The organism is Flammeovirga sp. SJP92, assembly GCF_001583495.1.
Taxonomy (GTDB): Bacteria; Bacteroidota; Bacteroidia; order Cytophagales; family Flammeovirgaceae; genus Flammeovirga.
The window spans coordinates 274,272-291,171 of the sequence record NZ_LQAQ01000090.1; the positions used below are offsets into that span (position 1 = coordinate 274,272).

The following is a 16,900-nucleotide window of genomic DNA, read 5'->3' on the forward strand; positions in this document are numbered from 1 at the left end:
AGAATATATTTGGATGCTTTTGCAAAAAACAGAGCACCAAAACACTTGAGAAAGGTGGTTGCCAATCCCAGAATTATTATATGATTTATCCCTAACCACTGATGATCAGACTCTGCATTATAGCCTGATAGAAAATCAATGATGAAAAAAACGATATAATAAAAAGCTATAGTAAAAAAATAGGAACTTCTTAAAGGCATTTTATAGTAATTAAGAAAGAGTGTTCCAAAACCGCTTAAGATTTTAAAACACTCTTTGATCAAGAAAAAATCTTACTTTCAATTTAGAAATTACAATTGCTATATTCAATAGTTTTAATGTAATATTCTTTTTTTAGATCCTCAGTCGTAATGTAAAAAGACGTTGAACCAATGACTGTATCAGTATTATGTTTTGTAAATACAACAGAGTACGCTCCACCAAAAGAGCTATTGTCATATGAAAAGTTGATAACTCCTCCCTTCGCCACAACATACCCTGAATGACGATCACCTTTTGAGCTAAATAATTCGACATATACAATTATGTCCTCATCACATACAGCACCACTTGGTTTTAATTCAACATTAAGAAATGAAGGGTATAAGGCTTCCTCTGCACTAGTAATTGGAGGTGTTATTCTTTCCATTTCGGCAAAAAGTTCATCATTTGATGAAGAACACGAAGAGATAAACGAAAGTAATAGAGATACAAGAATTAATTTGACACTTAAGTTCATAATAGTTGAGGTTTTGATTAATGATATATCAAATGTCTACCTATTCGATGCGATTATGAATTTTAATTGGTGAAATGCAGGATTGGAAGGGTGAAATGCAAAATGATAACAACCGGTTGAAATATTTGATTGTTTTTGCTGTATGTAGGCAATTTCTTATAATGAAAAGAACAAAGGGGTGGGTATGTTGAGAAATAGATAAAAAAACCTCTTGAAAGTGTTTTTCCAAGAGGTTTTCGGGAAGGAACTTTAAGTTCAATTCCAATTATCTTCAATAAGCTTAATAGCTCCAATCACCTTCTTCAACTTGAAGAATAGCTTGTACTACTAAGTCTATCATTGCAACTACATCAGTTGGGTGAGCCATTTCAGTGGTTTGATGCAAGTAACGCATCGGGATACTTAGAGCACCAGCAATTGAGCCATTTTTAGGCATTCTTTGAATATTTGCAGTGTCAGTTCCACCAAAAGGAAGGACTTCAGGTTGTGCAGGAATTTCCTTGTTTTTAGCTACATTTTCAAGGTGTTCCACCATTCTTCTATCACAGATAGTTCCACCATCAAAGTGTTTTATGCCGGCACCTTTTCCCATTGATGTAACATAATCTTGAGGAGCAAGGCCAGGAATGTCATTCGCAACGGTTACGTCAAGAGCAATACCAAAATCAGGTGATACACCATGACCAGCAACTTGTGCACCTCTTAATCCTACTTCTTCTTGAACAGTGAAAACACCATAAACATCAACAGGAGTATCTTGTTCTTTCAAAGCTTTCATGATTTCAACAAGAGCATAAACACAAACTCTATCATCTAAAGATTTACCATTGATTAGATCACCAACCATGTCTAATTCTTGCCACCTTGTAATAGAATCGCCAATTTTTACATGCTTTTCAATCTCTTCTTTTGACAGGCCACAATCAATGAAATATTCTTCATTGGTAACCACTTTAGTTCTCTCAGCCGCACTCATTGAGTGAATCGGTTTACAACCCATTACACCAAGAAGGTCTTTTGTACCGTGAACTTTTACTCTTAAAGAAGTTAAGGTCTTAGGGTCAAAACCACCTAATGTTTGAAACCTAATATAGCCATTGTCATCAATATGCTTTACCATAAAGCCAATTTCATCCATATGTGCCGCTAGCATAAATTTCTTAGCGTTTTCGGTCTGAGATTTCTTGATGGTAATAAGGTTTCCCATATTGTCGACATAAAATTCATCAACAATATCTTTTAAAGTTTCAATAAGTAAATGCCTCACTTTTTTTTCAAAGCCTGGAGCGCCTGCTGTTTCACTTATTTTCTTTAATAATGGGATGTCAATTCTTTCTAAACTCATAATTGTACTAATATATTTTCAGATACCATAGAGGAGATGATTTTTTGTTCTCTTCCGTTGATAATTATTTCTAATGATTGATCGAATTCAATTTTTTCAACAACCTCAAGCGTTGTTCCTATTCCAATACCTACTTTATCTAAATATTGAAGAAGACTACTGTTTCCATCTTTTACAGATACAACAGTCGCTTTTTCTTTAATAGGAATTTTAGATAATTTTGTGGCTTTTAGATTACTGAACTCGCCATTTTTATCAGGGATAGGATCGCCATGTGGGTCATGTTTCGGATAGCCTAAAAATTGGTCCAAACGTTCAATCATTCTCAGTGATTGAATATGCTCTAACTGTTCTGCTACCTCGTGAACCTCATCCCAGTTGAAGTTTAATTTTTCCAACAAGAAAACTTCCCATAATCGGTGTTTTCGGATCACCAAAAGTGCTGCTTTATTACCTTCTTCAGTAAGTGTTGTTCCTTTATACTTTTGGTAATGAATAACTCCTTTACTATTAAGTTTTTTGATCATATCAGTGACAGATGCCGCTTTTGTCTGTAGTTTATCAGCAATGGCATTTGTACTAACAGGGGTATCTTTCTCGGATAAATGATAGATGGTTTTTAAATAGTTTTCTTCTGAATGACTAAACATGTATAGGTGTTATATATGCTACGATAATTGCGAATTGCAAATAAATAGTTAGCCTACACTTTTCATAATTTTAAAACTACTATTTATTGTTTTTATCGAAGAAAAAATTATACTTTATAAACCTATTAATATGTTTTATCGTTAAATAATAATAGGCTTTCAGTAGAATTAAAAAAAACTATTGTATACTGAAAAGATGTGAACTATTGATAACTAAAAATTTAACGAAATGGGATTTGAATCGAGTGCAATTAAGAGTTTAGAAAACAACAGAAGAGAGATCAGACAGGTGACTACTGGCAGGTTTCCATCCAAAAATATGGGAACTAATCTTCAAAAGAAACCGCTACGTTTTAAAGAGGCATCTGAAGCCGAGAAAAAGAAATTCAAAAAGAAGTTGTGGTTTTATAAGTTTCAAGAGAAAGCTATGGGTATAGCATTTTGGGTAATTGGGATAAGTGCTGTGCTAAGTCTATCTTATTGGATGTTCTTTATTTTATAATCTTAAAAAGTTTATGCTCTTCGGTTTTCCAAAGGGCATTTTTATTATAGCCATTTGGGTATGGATTGAGATGAATGATTTTATCTTCTAATTCAGTATAATTAAAAGAATTGAAATCAAGAAATATTCCAGCTTGATAGGGAGTGACGATACTCTTCCAAAAACTATTTTCTTGAATGATCATTGGAATTCCCAAAGCCATGCATTCGCACATTTTTGTTGGAATACAATTTTGAGTTGATGGGTTAGTAGGATAGGGTAAGGCTACAAAATCAGAATCCTGCATTGCTTCAATAATTTTTAAATGAGGGACAAATTCAGTGATTCCAATTATTTCTATATCATATATCTTCGCATGATTGTAAATCTGCTGAATAACATCACTTTCGTAGGCTTTTCCAATAATTCTGAATTTATACTTTAGTCGGTTCTTGCAACTGCTTATTGCATCAATAAATTTCAAAAATTCTAATGCCCCAAAAGCTTTAGTTAATGTGCCGCAATAGGTGATCAGCTTATAATTTCTGTTTTTATCTGATTTACTTTCTACTATTGAAACATATTTGTTTTCCAGGACTTCAGTTTTAGCCATTGGTAAAAATTTTTCTTTTAAATAAGTCTTTTCTGCTACCATAATATGGTCTAGAAAAGGATAAGAAAGTTGTTCAATAATAGCAGCACCTATGGAAAGAAGGTGTTTTGTAAAGCTTGAGTAGTAAGATTGAGCTTTAAAATTCAACGGGTAGTTTTCTAAAATATCATAATAGATCCGTACAGGTCGATGATTGATTTTATACCAAATTAAATAGGGTAGAAGCTCAATAGTATGAATTATAATATGCTGAGGTTTTACTTTTTTCAATAAAGCATAAAAAAGTCTACCCGCACTTCTACGGCTAGACTTTTCATTTATATCATAAGGTTCAAATTGTATATTTTTCTCTAAATAATAAAGAGAAGTGTCATTACTTTTTGTCCCAAAAATGATTATTTCAGTATTATCTAATTTAGCAAGTGATTTTCCAAACTTCTCATAAACTCTGGTGTCGTCTACAGGTTTTAAAACGGAAGCTAGAATAATCTTCTGCATAAACTATTTTACAATTGGTGAAAGAAACTCCATTGTATCTACATTGTCAGCATAAGTAGAAACGCTTGGGAATTGAGCTTGACCGAAATCTTCAGAACCAGCTAACCATTGTCCATCTGTTACTATACATTGGATTTTATCTTCCGCGTCACCTAATTTGGCTTTCAATTCCAAACCATTTTCATACGTCTCATAGTAAAGTACAGAAATAGGAGAAACCATTTCTTCTGATTCAACAACGATCAACCCCCCATTATCTAAATGCTCCACTTTATTCACTAAATAAATCGACTTGTTGTAGTCGTAGTTATTGGCGTATTTGTGGTTAATGATTGTTTCTTTAGCTCTTGGCTCTAAGGCTTTTAACAATTGCGTTAAATCATAGTCTTTAGGAGCATACACTTTACTGATGTTTCTGCATCCAAGACCATAATATAAGAAAATATCATCTGCAAGTTTTGCTAAAGTCTCCTCATCTTCATCACCTCGAATCACAGCCACAGAAGAGCGATTGTGACGGATAATGTTAGGATATTTACTGAAATATTTGACGAAATATCTTGTGCTGTTATCTGAGCCAGTGGCAATTACTTTGTTGATGTCTTTAACTGGAGCCTCAAGAATTTGAATGAAATCGTTGAATTTAGGTTCAATCTCTTTAAGCCAGTTAAAAAGCGTGGTCATTAGAAAAGTATCTTGAGAGCTTAATTTTGCCATTAAGATATGACCAGAAATAAGAATACTCAAAGCATCATGAAAACCAACAGCAGGGATGTTTCCAGCCATTACTACTAATACTTTGTTTGGTTTTTCATCTTCAGAGCTTGAATAATTACCTACCCAGTTTTCTAATACTTCTTTTGAAAGCATTTTTTCAACACCTGTCAAAGCATTTGTGACTGACAATTCATCAAACCAGCCATTGTCATCATTTGCTCGTTGGGTAAGTGCTGCTTTAGTGTCCGTGTCTAAAGTTCTTAGTTTATCTCCTAATGCCACAAAAGCATTAATTCTTTCTTGCAACGTCATAATTCCTCTTATTTTCTAAAAACAGTGCAAATCAAATAGGAATATTGTGAGTAAACAAGAAAAAAGATTTAAAACCTGAGTTTGGAGAAAATATTTTAGCAAACTCAGGTTTTAAATCTTTGAAAAGGCTGTATTAGTACCTTGTAAGTACTATGTCAAAAATAAATCATAGTTAATTTTGAATTTGTACTTATTAAGATAGTATGAGTAGAATTAAAAGTCTGTCAAAGCAAATGAAATGATATTGGCACCCATTTGAAGCGCCTTTAGTCTTACTTCCTCAGGATCGTTATGGATGGACTCATCCTCCCAGCCATTGCCTAAATCTGATTCATAACTATAGAAACAAACCAATCGGCCTTCATACAAAATACCAAAACCTTGTGCGGGTTTTCCATCATGTTCATGGATTTTAGGAAGTCCATCAGGAAAACTGAATGTCTGATGATAGATAGGATGATCAAATGGAATTTCTATGAAATCTAATTCAGGGAACACTTTTTTCATCTCCAAACGAATGAACTTATCCAATCCATAATTATCATCAATATGCAAAAAACCACCGCTGATTAGATAACTTCTTAGGTTTTCAACATCTGAGTCAGAGAAAACCACATTTCCATGGCCTGTCAAATAGATGTAGCTGTAATCAAAAAGTTCAGGGCTTCCTATTTCAACAATCTCATCATCTACATCAATACTTGTCCCTAGATTGTCGTTGCAAAATTCTGCAAGGTTAGGAAGTGCCGTTTTATTAGCATACCAGTCACCGCCGCCTGTATATTTCACTTTTGCTATTTTCAGTGAGAATTTTTTATGACTTTGTGAAAAAGCAACAAAGGGTAAAATCAGGAGAAGTAAAAATGTGACAGTTCTTTTCATCAGGATTGGTCCGTTATTATAAAAAAGTTATGATCTTATGTTCTTTTTAAAAGGTTGAGAAACGATATGTCACTCAACATATATAAATATAATAAATCTTTTATTTCAAATCGACCATATTTAAAATTTGGGCGGTAACAATTCCTGCTGTTTCGGTTCTAAGCCTTTCTTTGCCTAGACTCACCCATTCAAAACCGTTCTCTTTGGCCAATTCAGCTTCTTCTTCACTAAATCCTCCTTCGGGGCCAACTAACACTAGAATATTTTGATCTTTTTTAATTTTCTGGAAAAGGTTTTCAGTAGCATCTGTAGGGACGTAGGCGATAAACTTCTGATCAGCTTCTATTGCTAATGTTTCCTTAAAGCTAGGTGCTATTGATAATTCAGGTGTCCAAAACTTGCGTGATTGCTTCATAGCTGAAACAGCAATTCTTTCTAACCGATCTAATTTTAATTGTTTTCTTTCAGAATGCTTTGAATAGAAAAATGTGATTTTACCTACACCAATTTCAATGGCTTTTTCCAAGAAAAACTCAATTCTATCCATATTTTTGGTCGGAGCAATACCAATATGTATATGAGAAGCCGTTTGTGGTAATGATTCAATGTTATCGACCTTTACCTTGCATTTTTTCTGATGTGCATCAATAATAGTACAGGTATATCTATTGCCTTTGCCATCCATTAAATGCAACTGTTCTGCGTTTTGCATCCTTAATACCCTCACAATATGTTTACTATCGTCTGCTGATAGAGTTACTTCATTTTGGTGGGGATTTATATCATTGTGATAAAAAAGTCTCATAAATCGTTATGGATAGGTTGTGTTTTTCTAAAATATGAGCAAAAATACACGACATTTACCTTTATTTTTTATTTTTCTTGATTATTTCTCTAAAATACTTTCCTAGTATAAATTGATTTTGTAATTTTGCAAGCCAAATCACAGTGAAGGTGAAGAAGAAAAATGCATATACAATAGGAATTGGAGGTTTAAAAAATGGTAAACACCAATTCGAGATCGAGTTAACATCACAACTTTTAGAAATATTTGAATCTGAATTGATGGAAAATATAACTGGAAGCGTGATATTGCAACTTGTTAAGAGTGAAACACAGATCGACGTAGATCTAACTCTTAATGCAAAAGTGGTGTTGTTAAGTGATAGGAGCTTAAGAGAGTATGATTATCAACTTGAGGAAACTCAAAAGATATACTTTAAATTCTCTGATAAGTTTGAAATGTTGGAAGATGATTTATTTAAGATTCCTTTCAATGAGTCAGATTTAGATTTTGCTCAGATAATCTATGATTTAATAGCAGTGTCCTTACCTTCGAAACGTTTACATCCAGAGGAGGATGAAGATGATGAACTATTTTATTCATCATATGGAGAAGAGGAGTATGACGAAGAAAGTGAGGAGGAAATCAATGAGGAAGAAGAAGGGAAACCAACTGACCCTCGTTGGGATATTTTGAAAAAACTCAAATGATATATATTTAAGAATTAAAAATGGCACATCCTAAGTCGAGAATTTCGAAAGCTTCGAGAGGTAAGCGTAGAACGCACCTTAAGATGGATAAACCTACAATCTCTTTTTGCCAATCTACTGGTGAAGCACACGTAAGACACCGTGCTTTCTGGTCAGACGGTAAAATGTACTATCGTGGCCAAGTGGTTATCGATAACTCTGTAGATGTAGACGAAACTGCTGAGTAGTTTTAAACTGCACAGAATCAAGCCAATCCTTAAAAAAGGATTGGCTTTTTTTTATACTTTATATGGATTTTAAAAGAGTTGATTATCTTTGCCTTTTGAAATTTGATTTTGACGAAAAGTTAAAGCCAAAAAAAGAAAAGAAATACCAATATTACTATGGCATTAAAAGCAGCAATTAAAGGAGTTGGAGGATACGTTCCTGACTATGTTCTTACGAACCAAGAACTGGAGACAATGGTTGATACGAATGATCAGTGGATTCTAGAGAGGACGGGCATATCTGAGAGGCGTATACTTAAGGGCGAGAATATGGGTACTTCCTATTTAGGTATTCAAGCAGTGAAACAATTGTTAGAAAAGACCAATACAAATCCGGAGGAGGTTGATCTAATTATTTGTGCAACTGTAACACCTGATATGTTCTTCCCGGCAACTGCTAACATTATTGCTAAAGGAGTGGGAGCTTCCAACTCTTTTAGTTTCGATATCGGTGCGGCTTGTTCTGGTTTCTTGTACGCTCTAAGTACAGGATCACAATTCATCGAGACTGGAAAGTATAAAAAAGTAGTCGTAGTTGGTGCTGATAAAATGTCAAGTATCGTAGACTATACTGACCGCACAACTTGTGTTCTTTTTGGTGATGGTGCTGGTGCAGTTCTACTGGAGCCAACTGAAGAAGAAGAAGGAGTAATGGATTTTGTGTTGAAAAGTGATGGTGTTGGTGAAGAATACTTGCATATGAAAGCAGGTGGTTCAAGAATGCCTTCATCACATGAGACCATTGACCAAGGTTTGCATTACATTTTCCAAGCAGGTATGCATGTGTTTAAATATGCCGTTGTTTCAATGGCAGATGCTGCCGCTGAGATCATGGAAAGAAATAAATTAAGTGGCGATGATGTTGCTTACTTAGTTCCTCACCAAGCCAACAAAAGAATTATCGATGCCACTGCTCAACGTATGAATGTTGGAGAAGAGAAGGTCATGATGAATATCCATAAATATGGAAATACTACCGCTGCAACGATTCCTTTATGTCTTATGGATTATGAAAATAAGTTAAAAAAAGGAGATAATCTTGTGCTAGCAGCGTTTGGAGGCGGATTTACGTGGGGTTCAGCTTACATTAAGTGGGCATACTAATAAATATTTGTATTTTTGTGGCTGGATAAAAAAATTACCCGCCAGTTTAAGTTATTAGAAATAGAATAAAAAGCATATATAATGGCATCTACAGCTGATTTTAAAAACGGTTTATGTATTGAGTTCAATAATGATATTTTTCAAATCATCGAATTCCAACACGTAAAACCAGGTAAAGGTCCTGCATTTGTTCGTACTAAACTAAAAAGTATTCGCTCAGGAAAAGTAATTGACAATACTTTTACTGCAGGTCACAAAGTAACAACAGCCCGTATCGAAAGAAGACAACACCAGTATTCTTATGCTGATGATATGGGATTCCATTTTATGGATACAACAACTTGGGAAGAGGTAGCATTACCTGGAGAACAAGTGCCAAACAACGATTTATTACAAGATGGAATGAATGTTGATATTTTATTCCACGCCGAAGTAGAGGAAGTTGTTGGTTGTGAATTAGCTCAGTTTGTAGAGCTAGAGGTTACTTACACAGAGCCAGGTATCAAAGGAGATACAGCAACAAATACATTGAAGCCTGCAACTGTAGAAACAGGTGCAAACATTATGGTTCCTTTATTTGTTAACCAAGGCGACGTTATCAAAGTAAATACAATGGATCGTTCTTATTCGGAACGCGTTAAAAAATAATTTTTTTAGTATTTAATCGAATAGGTTTGAGAGAAGGTTACTTTTTTAGCCTTGTCTCAAACACACACACTATCACATTATGAAAGCACCAGAGGTAAAAGATCTGATCAGCTTTATTGCAGGTTCAGGCTTGCAAGAAGTAAATGTAGAAACTGCAGAAATCAAACTTCACGTTAAACGCAATGTTGATGCTTCAGCACCAGCAGTAGCGCCTGCAGCTCCAGTATTAGCGGCAGCACCAGTTGCTCCATTGGCGGCGGCTCCAGCTCCCGCAGCAGAATTGCCATCAGCTCCCGCAGCAGAGGCAGCTCCAGTAGCAGAAGCTCCAGCAGCACCAGCGGCAGATACTTCTAACTACATCGAAATCAAATCTCCAATGATCGGTACATTCTATACTGCTCCGAACCCTGAGTCGGATATGTTCGTGAATGTAGGTGATTCTGTAAAGAAAGGCGACGTTGTTTGTATTATCGAAGCAATGAAACTTTTCAATGAGATTGAATCTGAAGTATCAGGTAAAATCGTTAAGATTTTAGCTGACAACATGTCTCCAGTAGAATACGATCAGCCATTATTCTTAGTAGATCCATCTTAATTATTAGTTAGATCAACTAATTTTTATTATTAACTAAACTAAGAAGGTATCGTGTTTAAAAAAATACTAATTGCTAACAGAGGTGAAATTGCACTCCGTGTGATCCGTACTTGTGCAGAGATGGGGATCAAAACGGTAGCAGTTTACTCTACAGCTGACAAAGACAGTCTGCACGTTCGTTTTGCAGATGAAGCTGTTTGTATTGGTCCTGCACCAAGTACAGATTCTTACTTAAGTATTCCTAACATCATGGCGGCGGCAGAAATCACTAATTGTGATGCTATCCACCCTGGTTATGGATTCTTATCTGAAAATGCACAATTCTCAGCAATCTGTGCAGAAAACAACATCAAATTCATTGGTGCATCAGCCGACATGATCAACAAAATGGGTGATAAGGCGACTGCAAAAGCAACAATGAAAGAAGCAGGCGTTCCTACTATTCCAGGTTCTGAGGGTCTTTTAGATTCTGTAGAGCAAGGTTTGGAAATCGCTGAAAAAATCAAATACCCAGTGATCCTTAAGGCAACTGCAGGTGGTGGCGGACGTGGTATGCGTATCGTTAACGGTCCTGATGAATTCCAAAAAGCATGGGATTCTGCTCGTCAAGAGTCAGCGGCAGCTTTCGGTAACGACGGTATGTACCTTGAGAAATTCGTTGTTGAACCTCGTCACGTTGAGATTCAAATTATTGGCGATAGTTATGGTAAAGCATGTCACTTGTCAGAAAGAGACTGTTCTATCCAAAGACGTCACCAAAAATTAACAGAGGAAGTTCCTTCACCTGCCTTATCTTCTGAATTAAGAGAGAAAATGGGTAGAGCAGCAATTGCTGGGGCTGAGAAAATTAGCTACGAAGGTGCAGGTACTGTTGAATTCTTAGTAGACAAATACGGTGATTTCTATTTCATGGAAATGAACACTCGTATTCAGGTTGAACACCCTGTAACGGAGCAAGTAACTGGTTTTGACTTGATCAGAGAGCAAATTAAAGTAGCTGCTGGTGAGAAAATTTCAGGTAAAAACTATACGCCACAAGCACACTCAATCGAGTGTAGAATCAATGCTGAAGATCCGGCGGCTGATTTTAGACCATCTCCAGGTAAGATTACAAATCTTCACGTACCAGGTGGTCCAGGTGTAAGAGTTGATACTCATGTTTACTCTGGGTACTCGATTCCTCCAAACTACGATTCAATGATTGCTAAATTGATTGTTACAGCTGAAACAAGAGAAGAGGCAATTAAAAGAATGAAGAGAGCTCTTCAAGAGTTTATCATTGAGGGAATCAAAACTACAATTCCTTTCCATTTAAGATTAATGGATAACGAAGTTTACCAATCAGGTGATTTCAATACAGGATTTATGGATGAATTTACTTACGAGACACTTTAATAGAAAATCGTAAATAATATATATCATGATTAGGGAGTCAGAAATGACTCCCTTTTTTTTGTGCTAAAAATATATTGTTTGACTTTAATCTAATACTTCAAATTTTCAGCTTTTTAATTGTGGTATTCATCATAATATTCTTTTTCTAATTTTTAAATTTTAGTGACTGTCCAATTTAAAATAGGAATAATTAATAATTTTATGTGTTGAAGTAAATATCTTACAGTATGTGTAATATTCATTATATAATTTATTAATCGATTAATAAAATTATAGTTATATTTGAATACCTGTTATTAGTAATGTATAATTATTAAAAATCTAATCAATTGAATAATTCAATAATTAACAAAACAACCTCTTTACTCCATAAGTCTGAGGGATTAACCATCGATTTTTTATTGAAGCGTTACCGAATTTATCTGACCGAAGGAGGGAATGAGGATAAAAAATCCTTAAATACTGTAGCTAAGGCTATTACGCAGATGAATTATTTTTTACAATTCATTGTAGAGTATCGAAACGGTTTACTGTCTAAAGCAAGTTTTAATTATTATACAGAGTACTTACAAAACCTGGTAGAACAAGACAAGCTTACTTCTTCACAGAAGGCAATGAGAAGAATGTATGGAAGGAGAATCAATCTTGAAATAGAAAAGGAAGGTTATTTAATCTGGATGTATGAGCATAAGTTCAATAGAGTAATTCAAAATAACCATCAACCTTTACTCAGAAATGACTGGGCGAAAGGCTTTGAGGATTGGTTAGCATTAAAATCAAAGCTGACTAGAAAAACGGATTACGGTAGGACTTTATCGAATATTGTAAGTCTTTATTTAGAGTGGCTGAACAACTCATCCTATCAATCTATTTCTGCATTATCTGTGAATCAATTTCTAAGAGAACAGGCCCACCTGAAAATTTCAACCCTGAACTTATACCTCAAAGCAATCAAACGTTTTGCTACTTACTATGAACATAGTTCAAATGATGAAAAACGACATGAGATAGTTCTAGAAATCAATAGCTTAAAGAAGTTTGAGGATTCATTACAACTTGTCAATAGGATAGGGCTAAATGAGCAACAGGTAAGTAAACTATTTTCTGAGGCTAATCAGAAGCAACAATTCATACTTCACCTTGGAGTAAACATGGGTTTAAGAGGCAGTTCAATGCTCCACTTAAAAGTAAAAGACATCAATTTGGTTACTAAAAAAATGGATGTGTGGCTCAAGGGGAAAAATAATACAATGTCTCTTCCAATTCCTCCAACTACTTATCATTTTGTCAAGGATTATATTGATTCAAATGAATTACAAAATGATGAATATTTATTGGGTTATAAAGGAAATAAAATTAGTAGTTTGTCTAAATATTTTTCAGATTTCTTGTATAAATGTGATCTAAAAGAAATTGAAAAAGAAGGAGTTTTATATTCAATAAGTCTCCATAACTTGAGACATACATTTGCCTATAATGCGTTAGAAAAATTTGGCTTGATAACAACTTCAAGACTGTTGGGGCATGCTACAACCCAAATCACGGAGCAACATTATTTACAAGATAAGTCAAGAGATCTATTGAATTCATTGTATGATGAGGAGGAGTATTAAATTTGGATAGGCTTTTATGTCCTACTTTCAAGCTTCCTTCTTCTTCATTTTTCCATTGATGAAAAACGAAGCAAAAAATCTAGGCTTCGAAGTCAAAAGCTAAATTTCATTCCACTCGCCTCAATGATTTTAAACTCGCTTTGCTCAAACAAGAAAATCATTTTTTAACGGCTCAATTCATGAAATTCTTAACGCTTTTCCCTTCAATGTCAGGGGGAGTACTACCAAACTATAATGGTAGAAAGCTCAATGGCTCGAATGTTAAGCGTTAGCATCATTCGTGTCCTTCGGATCATCAGAAATCTCCTGATTTCTAAATACTATAAATAACGAAAACTTAGTTTACAGTGTATTAGGTTAATGATTACCTTTTATTTTGTAATAAAGGGAGACTTTAAATTAAAGATTTACTATTTTGTGGTGACTTCATGATTAATGATGAAGGAATGGACAGTGATAAAATCTAATTTTAAAAAAAATCATCTATTTCATTTGAATTATATATTCAACTTTATTAACATTACACACAGTAATTTTCACTCTAGTGTAAAAAATAAGCTAACGATTGCATTACACTGGCTTAACGACTTAGAAAACACATGATGGTGTATTCATCAAGTTTAATCACCACTCATTCCTTATTCAACTATGGCACAACTTGATCTACCTCAAAGAGAACAATTGGAATACCTTCTTCGACATGGAGGTGCAAAGAAACGTATTGCTCAAATCTTGGGGATTCATTTGTCTACTTTGTATAGAGAAATCAAGAGAAATAGTGTGGATGGAGAATATGTCGCTCAAAAAGCCAACGATTTAGCGGTGGCCCGAAAAAAAGTGGTGGGCAGTCTCCCTAAAACAAAAAGAAGTAAAAAAATTAAACGAAAAAAACGATACGAACTATATGCTGACCGTAGGCATATTTATTGGCATTCAGATACACCTTGGGTAAGAAATACCTACTTTTTTATCCGTTGGCACTTTGGAGGTAAATATCATCGTTATAAAATTCGTTTGGGTTGGGAAAAAAGGTACCATTATAAAAATGATATTCCTATTCTAGAACAATTGGTGGAATTTATGTTGAAAACACGAAAACCAAGTAAGCATGTGGCTTTTCGTGCAGAAAGAGGAAATAGAAAAGCAAAAGAGGAAACAATGGTAAGGTATGCGAGGGCGGTGTTTTATCGATATGTTAGAAGGGCCTGATATTTCTTATTGGATAAGATTATCTTCGTCCTGATGTTTAAAGGTGTATGCTATTCACCTAGGCAAAGAGAAAAAATTGTCATTTTTGATATCTTTTCAATAAAAAATCATTGAACATAATTGTGAAAAAGGGTAAGGGAATTGGGTGTTGCTCCATTTTCTTATCCTTTTTTTTGATTTTATAGCCTTTCGCATTTGCTCACGATTTTATTTTTTTAGAATATATTTGAAATCTTAAGAGTCGATTCTTGCTAATATCATATTTATAAATGCAAGAGAGATAAAAGCTTCAGATGAAGCCGGGTCTCTCTTGTAATCCTTTGATAACCTTCTATATCTGTTTAACCAAGCAAAAGGTCATTCTTCTTGCTATCGGTGGCTTTCGGGAATAAAACCTTTGTCTTTTATGGTGGAGGCTGAGTTGTATCTACTTCCCAATCAAAGTACATTGCGGATTTCTTAAAACTACTTAAGCTACAGGAAATTGAAATTGGAGGGATGAGACAATAATTAAAACTTTATGTGCTTTTATAAAGAGGGGAGTAAAGAAATAATAAAAGCCTGAATACATTTATCATTCTGATCTGATATGTATTCAGGCTTTTTAGTTTAGTAAAAAAATGTAATTGAGGAGTATAAGATTTATTCCACTCTCAACCACGTTTGTGTTTTATACATAAAACCGATATAGCCACGAACTTGAAGCTTTCCGTCTTCTACCCAAATTTTACCGTTATATATTTTACCGTTTTCAGGTTTTAGGATTTCTCCGTCGACCCATTGGTCACCATCTTTTTCCATATCCCAGATAATCTCCATGCCCATTACAGGTTTGTCTTTTTTGTTGCCGGGGCATTTATCACAAATGGTATCTTCTGGATCTTTCAATAGTTTTGTGATTTTACCATGCATTTTGTCACCCACTTTATAAATTTCTACGTAGGCTTTAGCTTCGTTGGTTTCATCATCAATTGTTTTCCAAACACCGAAAGCAGATGTTTCTTGTGCCAGTAAATTAAAAGACGAGAAAATAAGGAATACAAAAAATAATAGTTTCTTCATTTGATTAAAATTATAATATTTTATTCTAAGATAATTTGTTTCCCCTCATAGAAATCAAGGATTTTACGAGAGAATATAAATTGGTATTTAGCTCTATTCAGTTCTGCTTTTGCGATATTTAAATTATTTTCAGCGACGACATAATCTGTTGTATTTGCCGCTCCTGAGACAAATCTTTTGTTAACTGATCGGAATTGTTCTTCTAATGACTCTACAGATTTTTTAGAAGAGATATATGTTTTTTGTGCACTTAGTGCATTAATATAGGCTTGTTCTATATTGATTCTAAGCGTGTTTAATTCTTGTTCTAGTTGAAGTTCACTTTTACGAATTGCAATTTTTGCTTTGTTTACGTTCGTTTTAGTATTTCTTCTGTTATATATAGGGATACTCACTTGGAAAACAGCAGTTTGACTGAAGAAGTTTTCGAATTGTCTTCTTAAACTGTTGTCACTAGGATCTTCAATGTTTACATAATTGGAAGCATAACCTGTACTTGCATTACCATTTATATTAAATATAGGGTAATAATCAGCTTTAGCGATTTTCTTTTGAAATTCAGAGACATGAATATTCATTTCTGCCGCTTTTATCTCAGGCATGATCATTCTTGATTCTTCAAAAACTCTATTTGATGCTAAAAATTGAATAGTAGTATCAGGTTCAGGAAAGTCGGGAATGATAATAGTAAAGGGAGTATTGAAATCAAGTTGCATTGATTGCTTTAAAGTTAACAATGCAATGTTATAAGCGTTTTCAGATTCCGTGAGCTGTCTTTCGGAATCGGCGGCTTGAGATAACAAATCCAATAATTCCGAAAGTGGAGCAGAACCTGCATCTACCAATCTTTTTGTTCTATTAACTTGTTCATTTAGTGTTGTTACTCTTTTTTCTGAGATTCCCACGTTTTCAAACTTGAAAATAGCATCTAAATAATTTTCTGTTACTTGAAGAATAATGTCATTCTCCATTTTCTCTTTGCTGTATTCTGTACTTTTTATAGTTGCTTTGGATTGCTTGATACTATTGTTGATTTTCATACCATTGAATACAGGAACCCCAATTTGAGCACCAAAACTACCATTATTAGTAATCTGATTCACCAATACGTTTGTGTTGGGATCGGGGTTTAAACCTCTGTTGAAGCTATGGTTATAAAATCCATTTACATTAGGAAGGCGTTGAGATTTCGCTTGTTTGAGTTCTTCGGTACGCTCAACTACGTCATAATTTTGCAATTGAACGGACAAGTTATTTTCAATAGCGTACTCAACACATTTTTGGTACGACCATTCGTT

18 protein-coding genes are annotated in these 16,900 nt (G+C 34.4%); 9 read left to right on the forward strand and 9 right to left on the reverse strand.

The features are described 5' to 3' along the window. Nucleotides 1-283 precede the first annotated feature (283 nt). The 3 genes from AVL50_RS19920 to AVL50_RS19930 form a co-directional block, all read right to left on the reverse strand. On the reverse strand, nucleotides 284-718 hold the full coding sequence (locus tag AVL50_RS19920; RefSeq protein ID WP_062618240.1) for a hypothetical protein: 435 nt from the start codon (nucleotides 716-718) through the stop codon (nucleotides 284-286). 280 nt (nucleotides 719-998) lie between these two features. Further along, nucleotides 999-2,063 (reverse strand): M42 family metallopeptidase, encoded by a 1,065-nt coding sequence (locus tag AVL50_RS19925; protein ID WP_062618241.1) that lies wholly within the window; start codon nucleotides 2,061-2,063, stop codon nucleotides 999-1,001. Beyond that, nucleotides 2,060-2,713: a metal-dependent transcriptional regulator gene (locus AVL50_RS19930; protein ID WP_062618242.1), complete on the reverse strand. Its 654-nt coding sequence runs from the start codon at nucleotides 2,711-2,713 to the stop codon at nucleotides 2,060-2,062. The genes AVL50_RS19925 and AVL50_RS19930 overlap by 4 nt, the downstream gene beginning before the upstream one ends. Before the next feature lie 229 nt (nucleotides 2,714-2,942). Here AVL50_RS19930 and AVL50_RS19935 point away from each other — a divergent pair, with 229 nt between their 5' ends. Further along, a complete protein-coding gene (locus tag AVL50_RS19935) occupies nucleotides 2,943-3,215 on the forward strand; it encodes a hypothetical protein (protein WP_062618243.1) in 273 nt (90 codons plus the stop codon). Here the strand turns inward: AVL50_RS19935 and AVL50_RS19940 are convergent. From AVL50_RS19940 to AVL50_RS19955, 4 genes are all read right to left on the reverse strand, one after another. Beyond that, entirely contained in the window at nucleotides 3,205-4,305 is a 1,101-nt protein-coding gene (locus AVL50_RS19940) for a glycosyltransferase (protein ID WP_062618244.1), read from the reverse strand. The genes AVL50_RS19935 and AVL50_RS19940 overlap by 11 nt on opposite strands. A 3-nt stretch (nucleotides 4,306-4,308) precedes the next feature. Then, entirely contained in the window at nucleotides 4,309-5,334 is a 1,026-nt protein-coding gene (locus AVL50_RS19945; RefSeq protein WP_062618245.1) for an acyl-CoA reductase, read from the reverse strand. A 213-nt stretch (nucleotides 5,335-5,547) separates the two neighbouring features. Next, nucleotides 5,548-6,216, reverse strand: coding sequence for a DUF4159 domain-containing protein (locus AVL50_RS19950; RefSeq protein ID WP_062618246.1), 669 nt, complete (start codon nucleotides 6,214-6,216; stop codon nucleotides 5,548-5,550). A 100-nt stretch (nucleotides 6,217-6,316) separates the two neighbouring features. Further along, the gene (locus AVL50_RS19955; RefSeq protein ID WP_063850806.1) at nucleotides 6,317-7,021 is read right to left on the reverse strand and encodes a 16S rRNA (uracil(1498)-N(3))-methyltransferase; all 705 of its coding nucleotides are present in this window, start codon (nucleotides 7,019-7,021) and stop codon (nucleotides 6,317-6,319) included. A gap of 149 nt (nucleotides 7,022-7,170) precedes the next feature. On the opposite strand from AVL50_RS19955, the gene AVL50_RS19960 reads away from it, so the two are divergent. The 8 genes from AVL50_RS19960 (at nucleotide 7,171) to AVL50_RS19995 (ending at nucleotide 14,540) form a co-directional block, all read left to right on the forward strand. After that, on the forward strand, nucleotides 7,171-7,710 hold the full coding sequence (locus tag AVL50_RS19960) for a DUF177 domain-containing protein (RefSeq protein ID WP_156152290.1): 540 nt from the start codon (nucleotides 7,171-7,173) through the stop codon (nucleotides 7,708-7,710). Nucleotides 7,711-7,730: 20 nt separating this feature from the next. After that, a complete protein-coding gene (gene rpmF / locus AVL50_RS19965; protein ID WP_044203678.1) occupies nucleotides 7,731-7,937 on the forward strand; it encodes a 50S ribosomal protein L32 in 207 nt (68 codons plus the stop codon). Between the two features lie 156 nt (nucleotides 7,938-8,093). Beyond that, nucleotides 8,094-9,080 carry a beta-ketoacyl-ACP synthase III gene (locus AVL50_RS19970; protein WP_062618248.1) on the forward strand — a complete coding sequence of 329 codons (987 nt, stop codon included), beginning with the start codon at nucleotides 8,094-8,096 and terminating at the stop codon, nucleotides 9,078-9,080. An 81-nt stretch (nucleotides 9,081-9,161) separates the two neighbouring features. After that, nucleotides 9,162-9,728 carry an elongation factor P gene (efp, locus tag AVL50_RS19975; protein WP_062618249.1) on the forward strand — a complete coding sequence of 189 codons (567 nt, stop codon included), beginning with the start codon at nucleotides 9,162-9,164 and terminating at the stop codon, nucleotides 9,726-9,728. A gap of 79 nt (nucleotides 9,729-9,807) precedes the next feature. After that, nucleotides 9,808-10,323, forward strand: coding sequence for an acetyl-CoA carboxylase biotin carboxyl carrier protein (gene accB / locus AVL50_RS19980; RefSeq protein WP_062618250.1), 516 nt, complete (start codon nucleotides 9,808-9,810; stop codon nucleotides 10,321-10,323). Between the two features lie 51 nt (nucleotides 10,324-10,374). Further along, nucleotides 10,375-11,718 (forward strand): acetyl-CoA carboxylase biotin carboxylase subunit, encoded by a 1,344-nt coding sequence (gene accC, locus AVL50_RS19985; protein WP_062618251.1) that lies wholly within the window; start codon nucleotides 10,375-10,377, stop codon nucleotides 11,716-11,718. A 329-nt stretch (nucleotides 11,719-12,047) separates the two neighbouring features. Beyond that, nucleotides 12,048-13,331 (forward strand): site-specific integrase, encoded by a 1,284-nt coding sequence (locus AVL50_RS19990; protein ID WP_157491459.1) that lies wholly within the window; start codon nucleotides 12,048-12,050, stop codon nucleotides 13,329-13,331. 648 nt (nucleotides 13,332-13,979) lie between these two features. Continuing rightward, complete coding sequence (locus AVL50_RS19995) at nucleotides 13,980-14,540, forward strand: helix-turn-helix domain-containing protein (protein ID WP_062618253.1); 561 nt, start codon at nucleotides 13,980-13,982, stop codon at nucleotides 14,538-14,540. Nucleotides 14,541-15,182: 642 nt separating this feature from the next. Here AVL50_RS19995 and AVL50_RS20000 read toward each other — a convergent pair. Continuing rightward, nucleotides 15,183-15,602 (reverse strand): DUF2147 domain-containing protein, encoded by a 420-nt coding sequence (locus AVL50_RS20000; protein ID WP_062618254.1) that lies wholly within the window; start codon nucleotides 15,600-15,602, stop codon nucleotides 15,183-15,185. A gap of 20 nt (nucleotides 15,603-15,622) precedes the next feature. Continuing rightward, a partial coding sequence (locus AVL50_RS20005; RefSeq protein ID WP_157491460.1) for a TolC family protein occupies nucleotides 15,623-16,900 on the reverse strand: 1,278 nt, incomplete at its 5' end.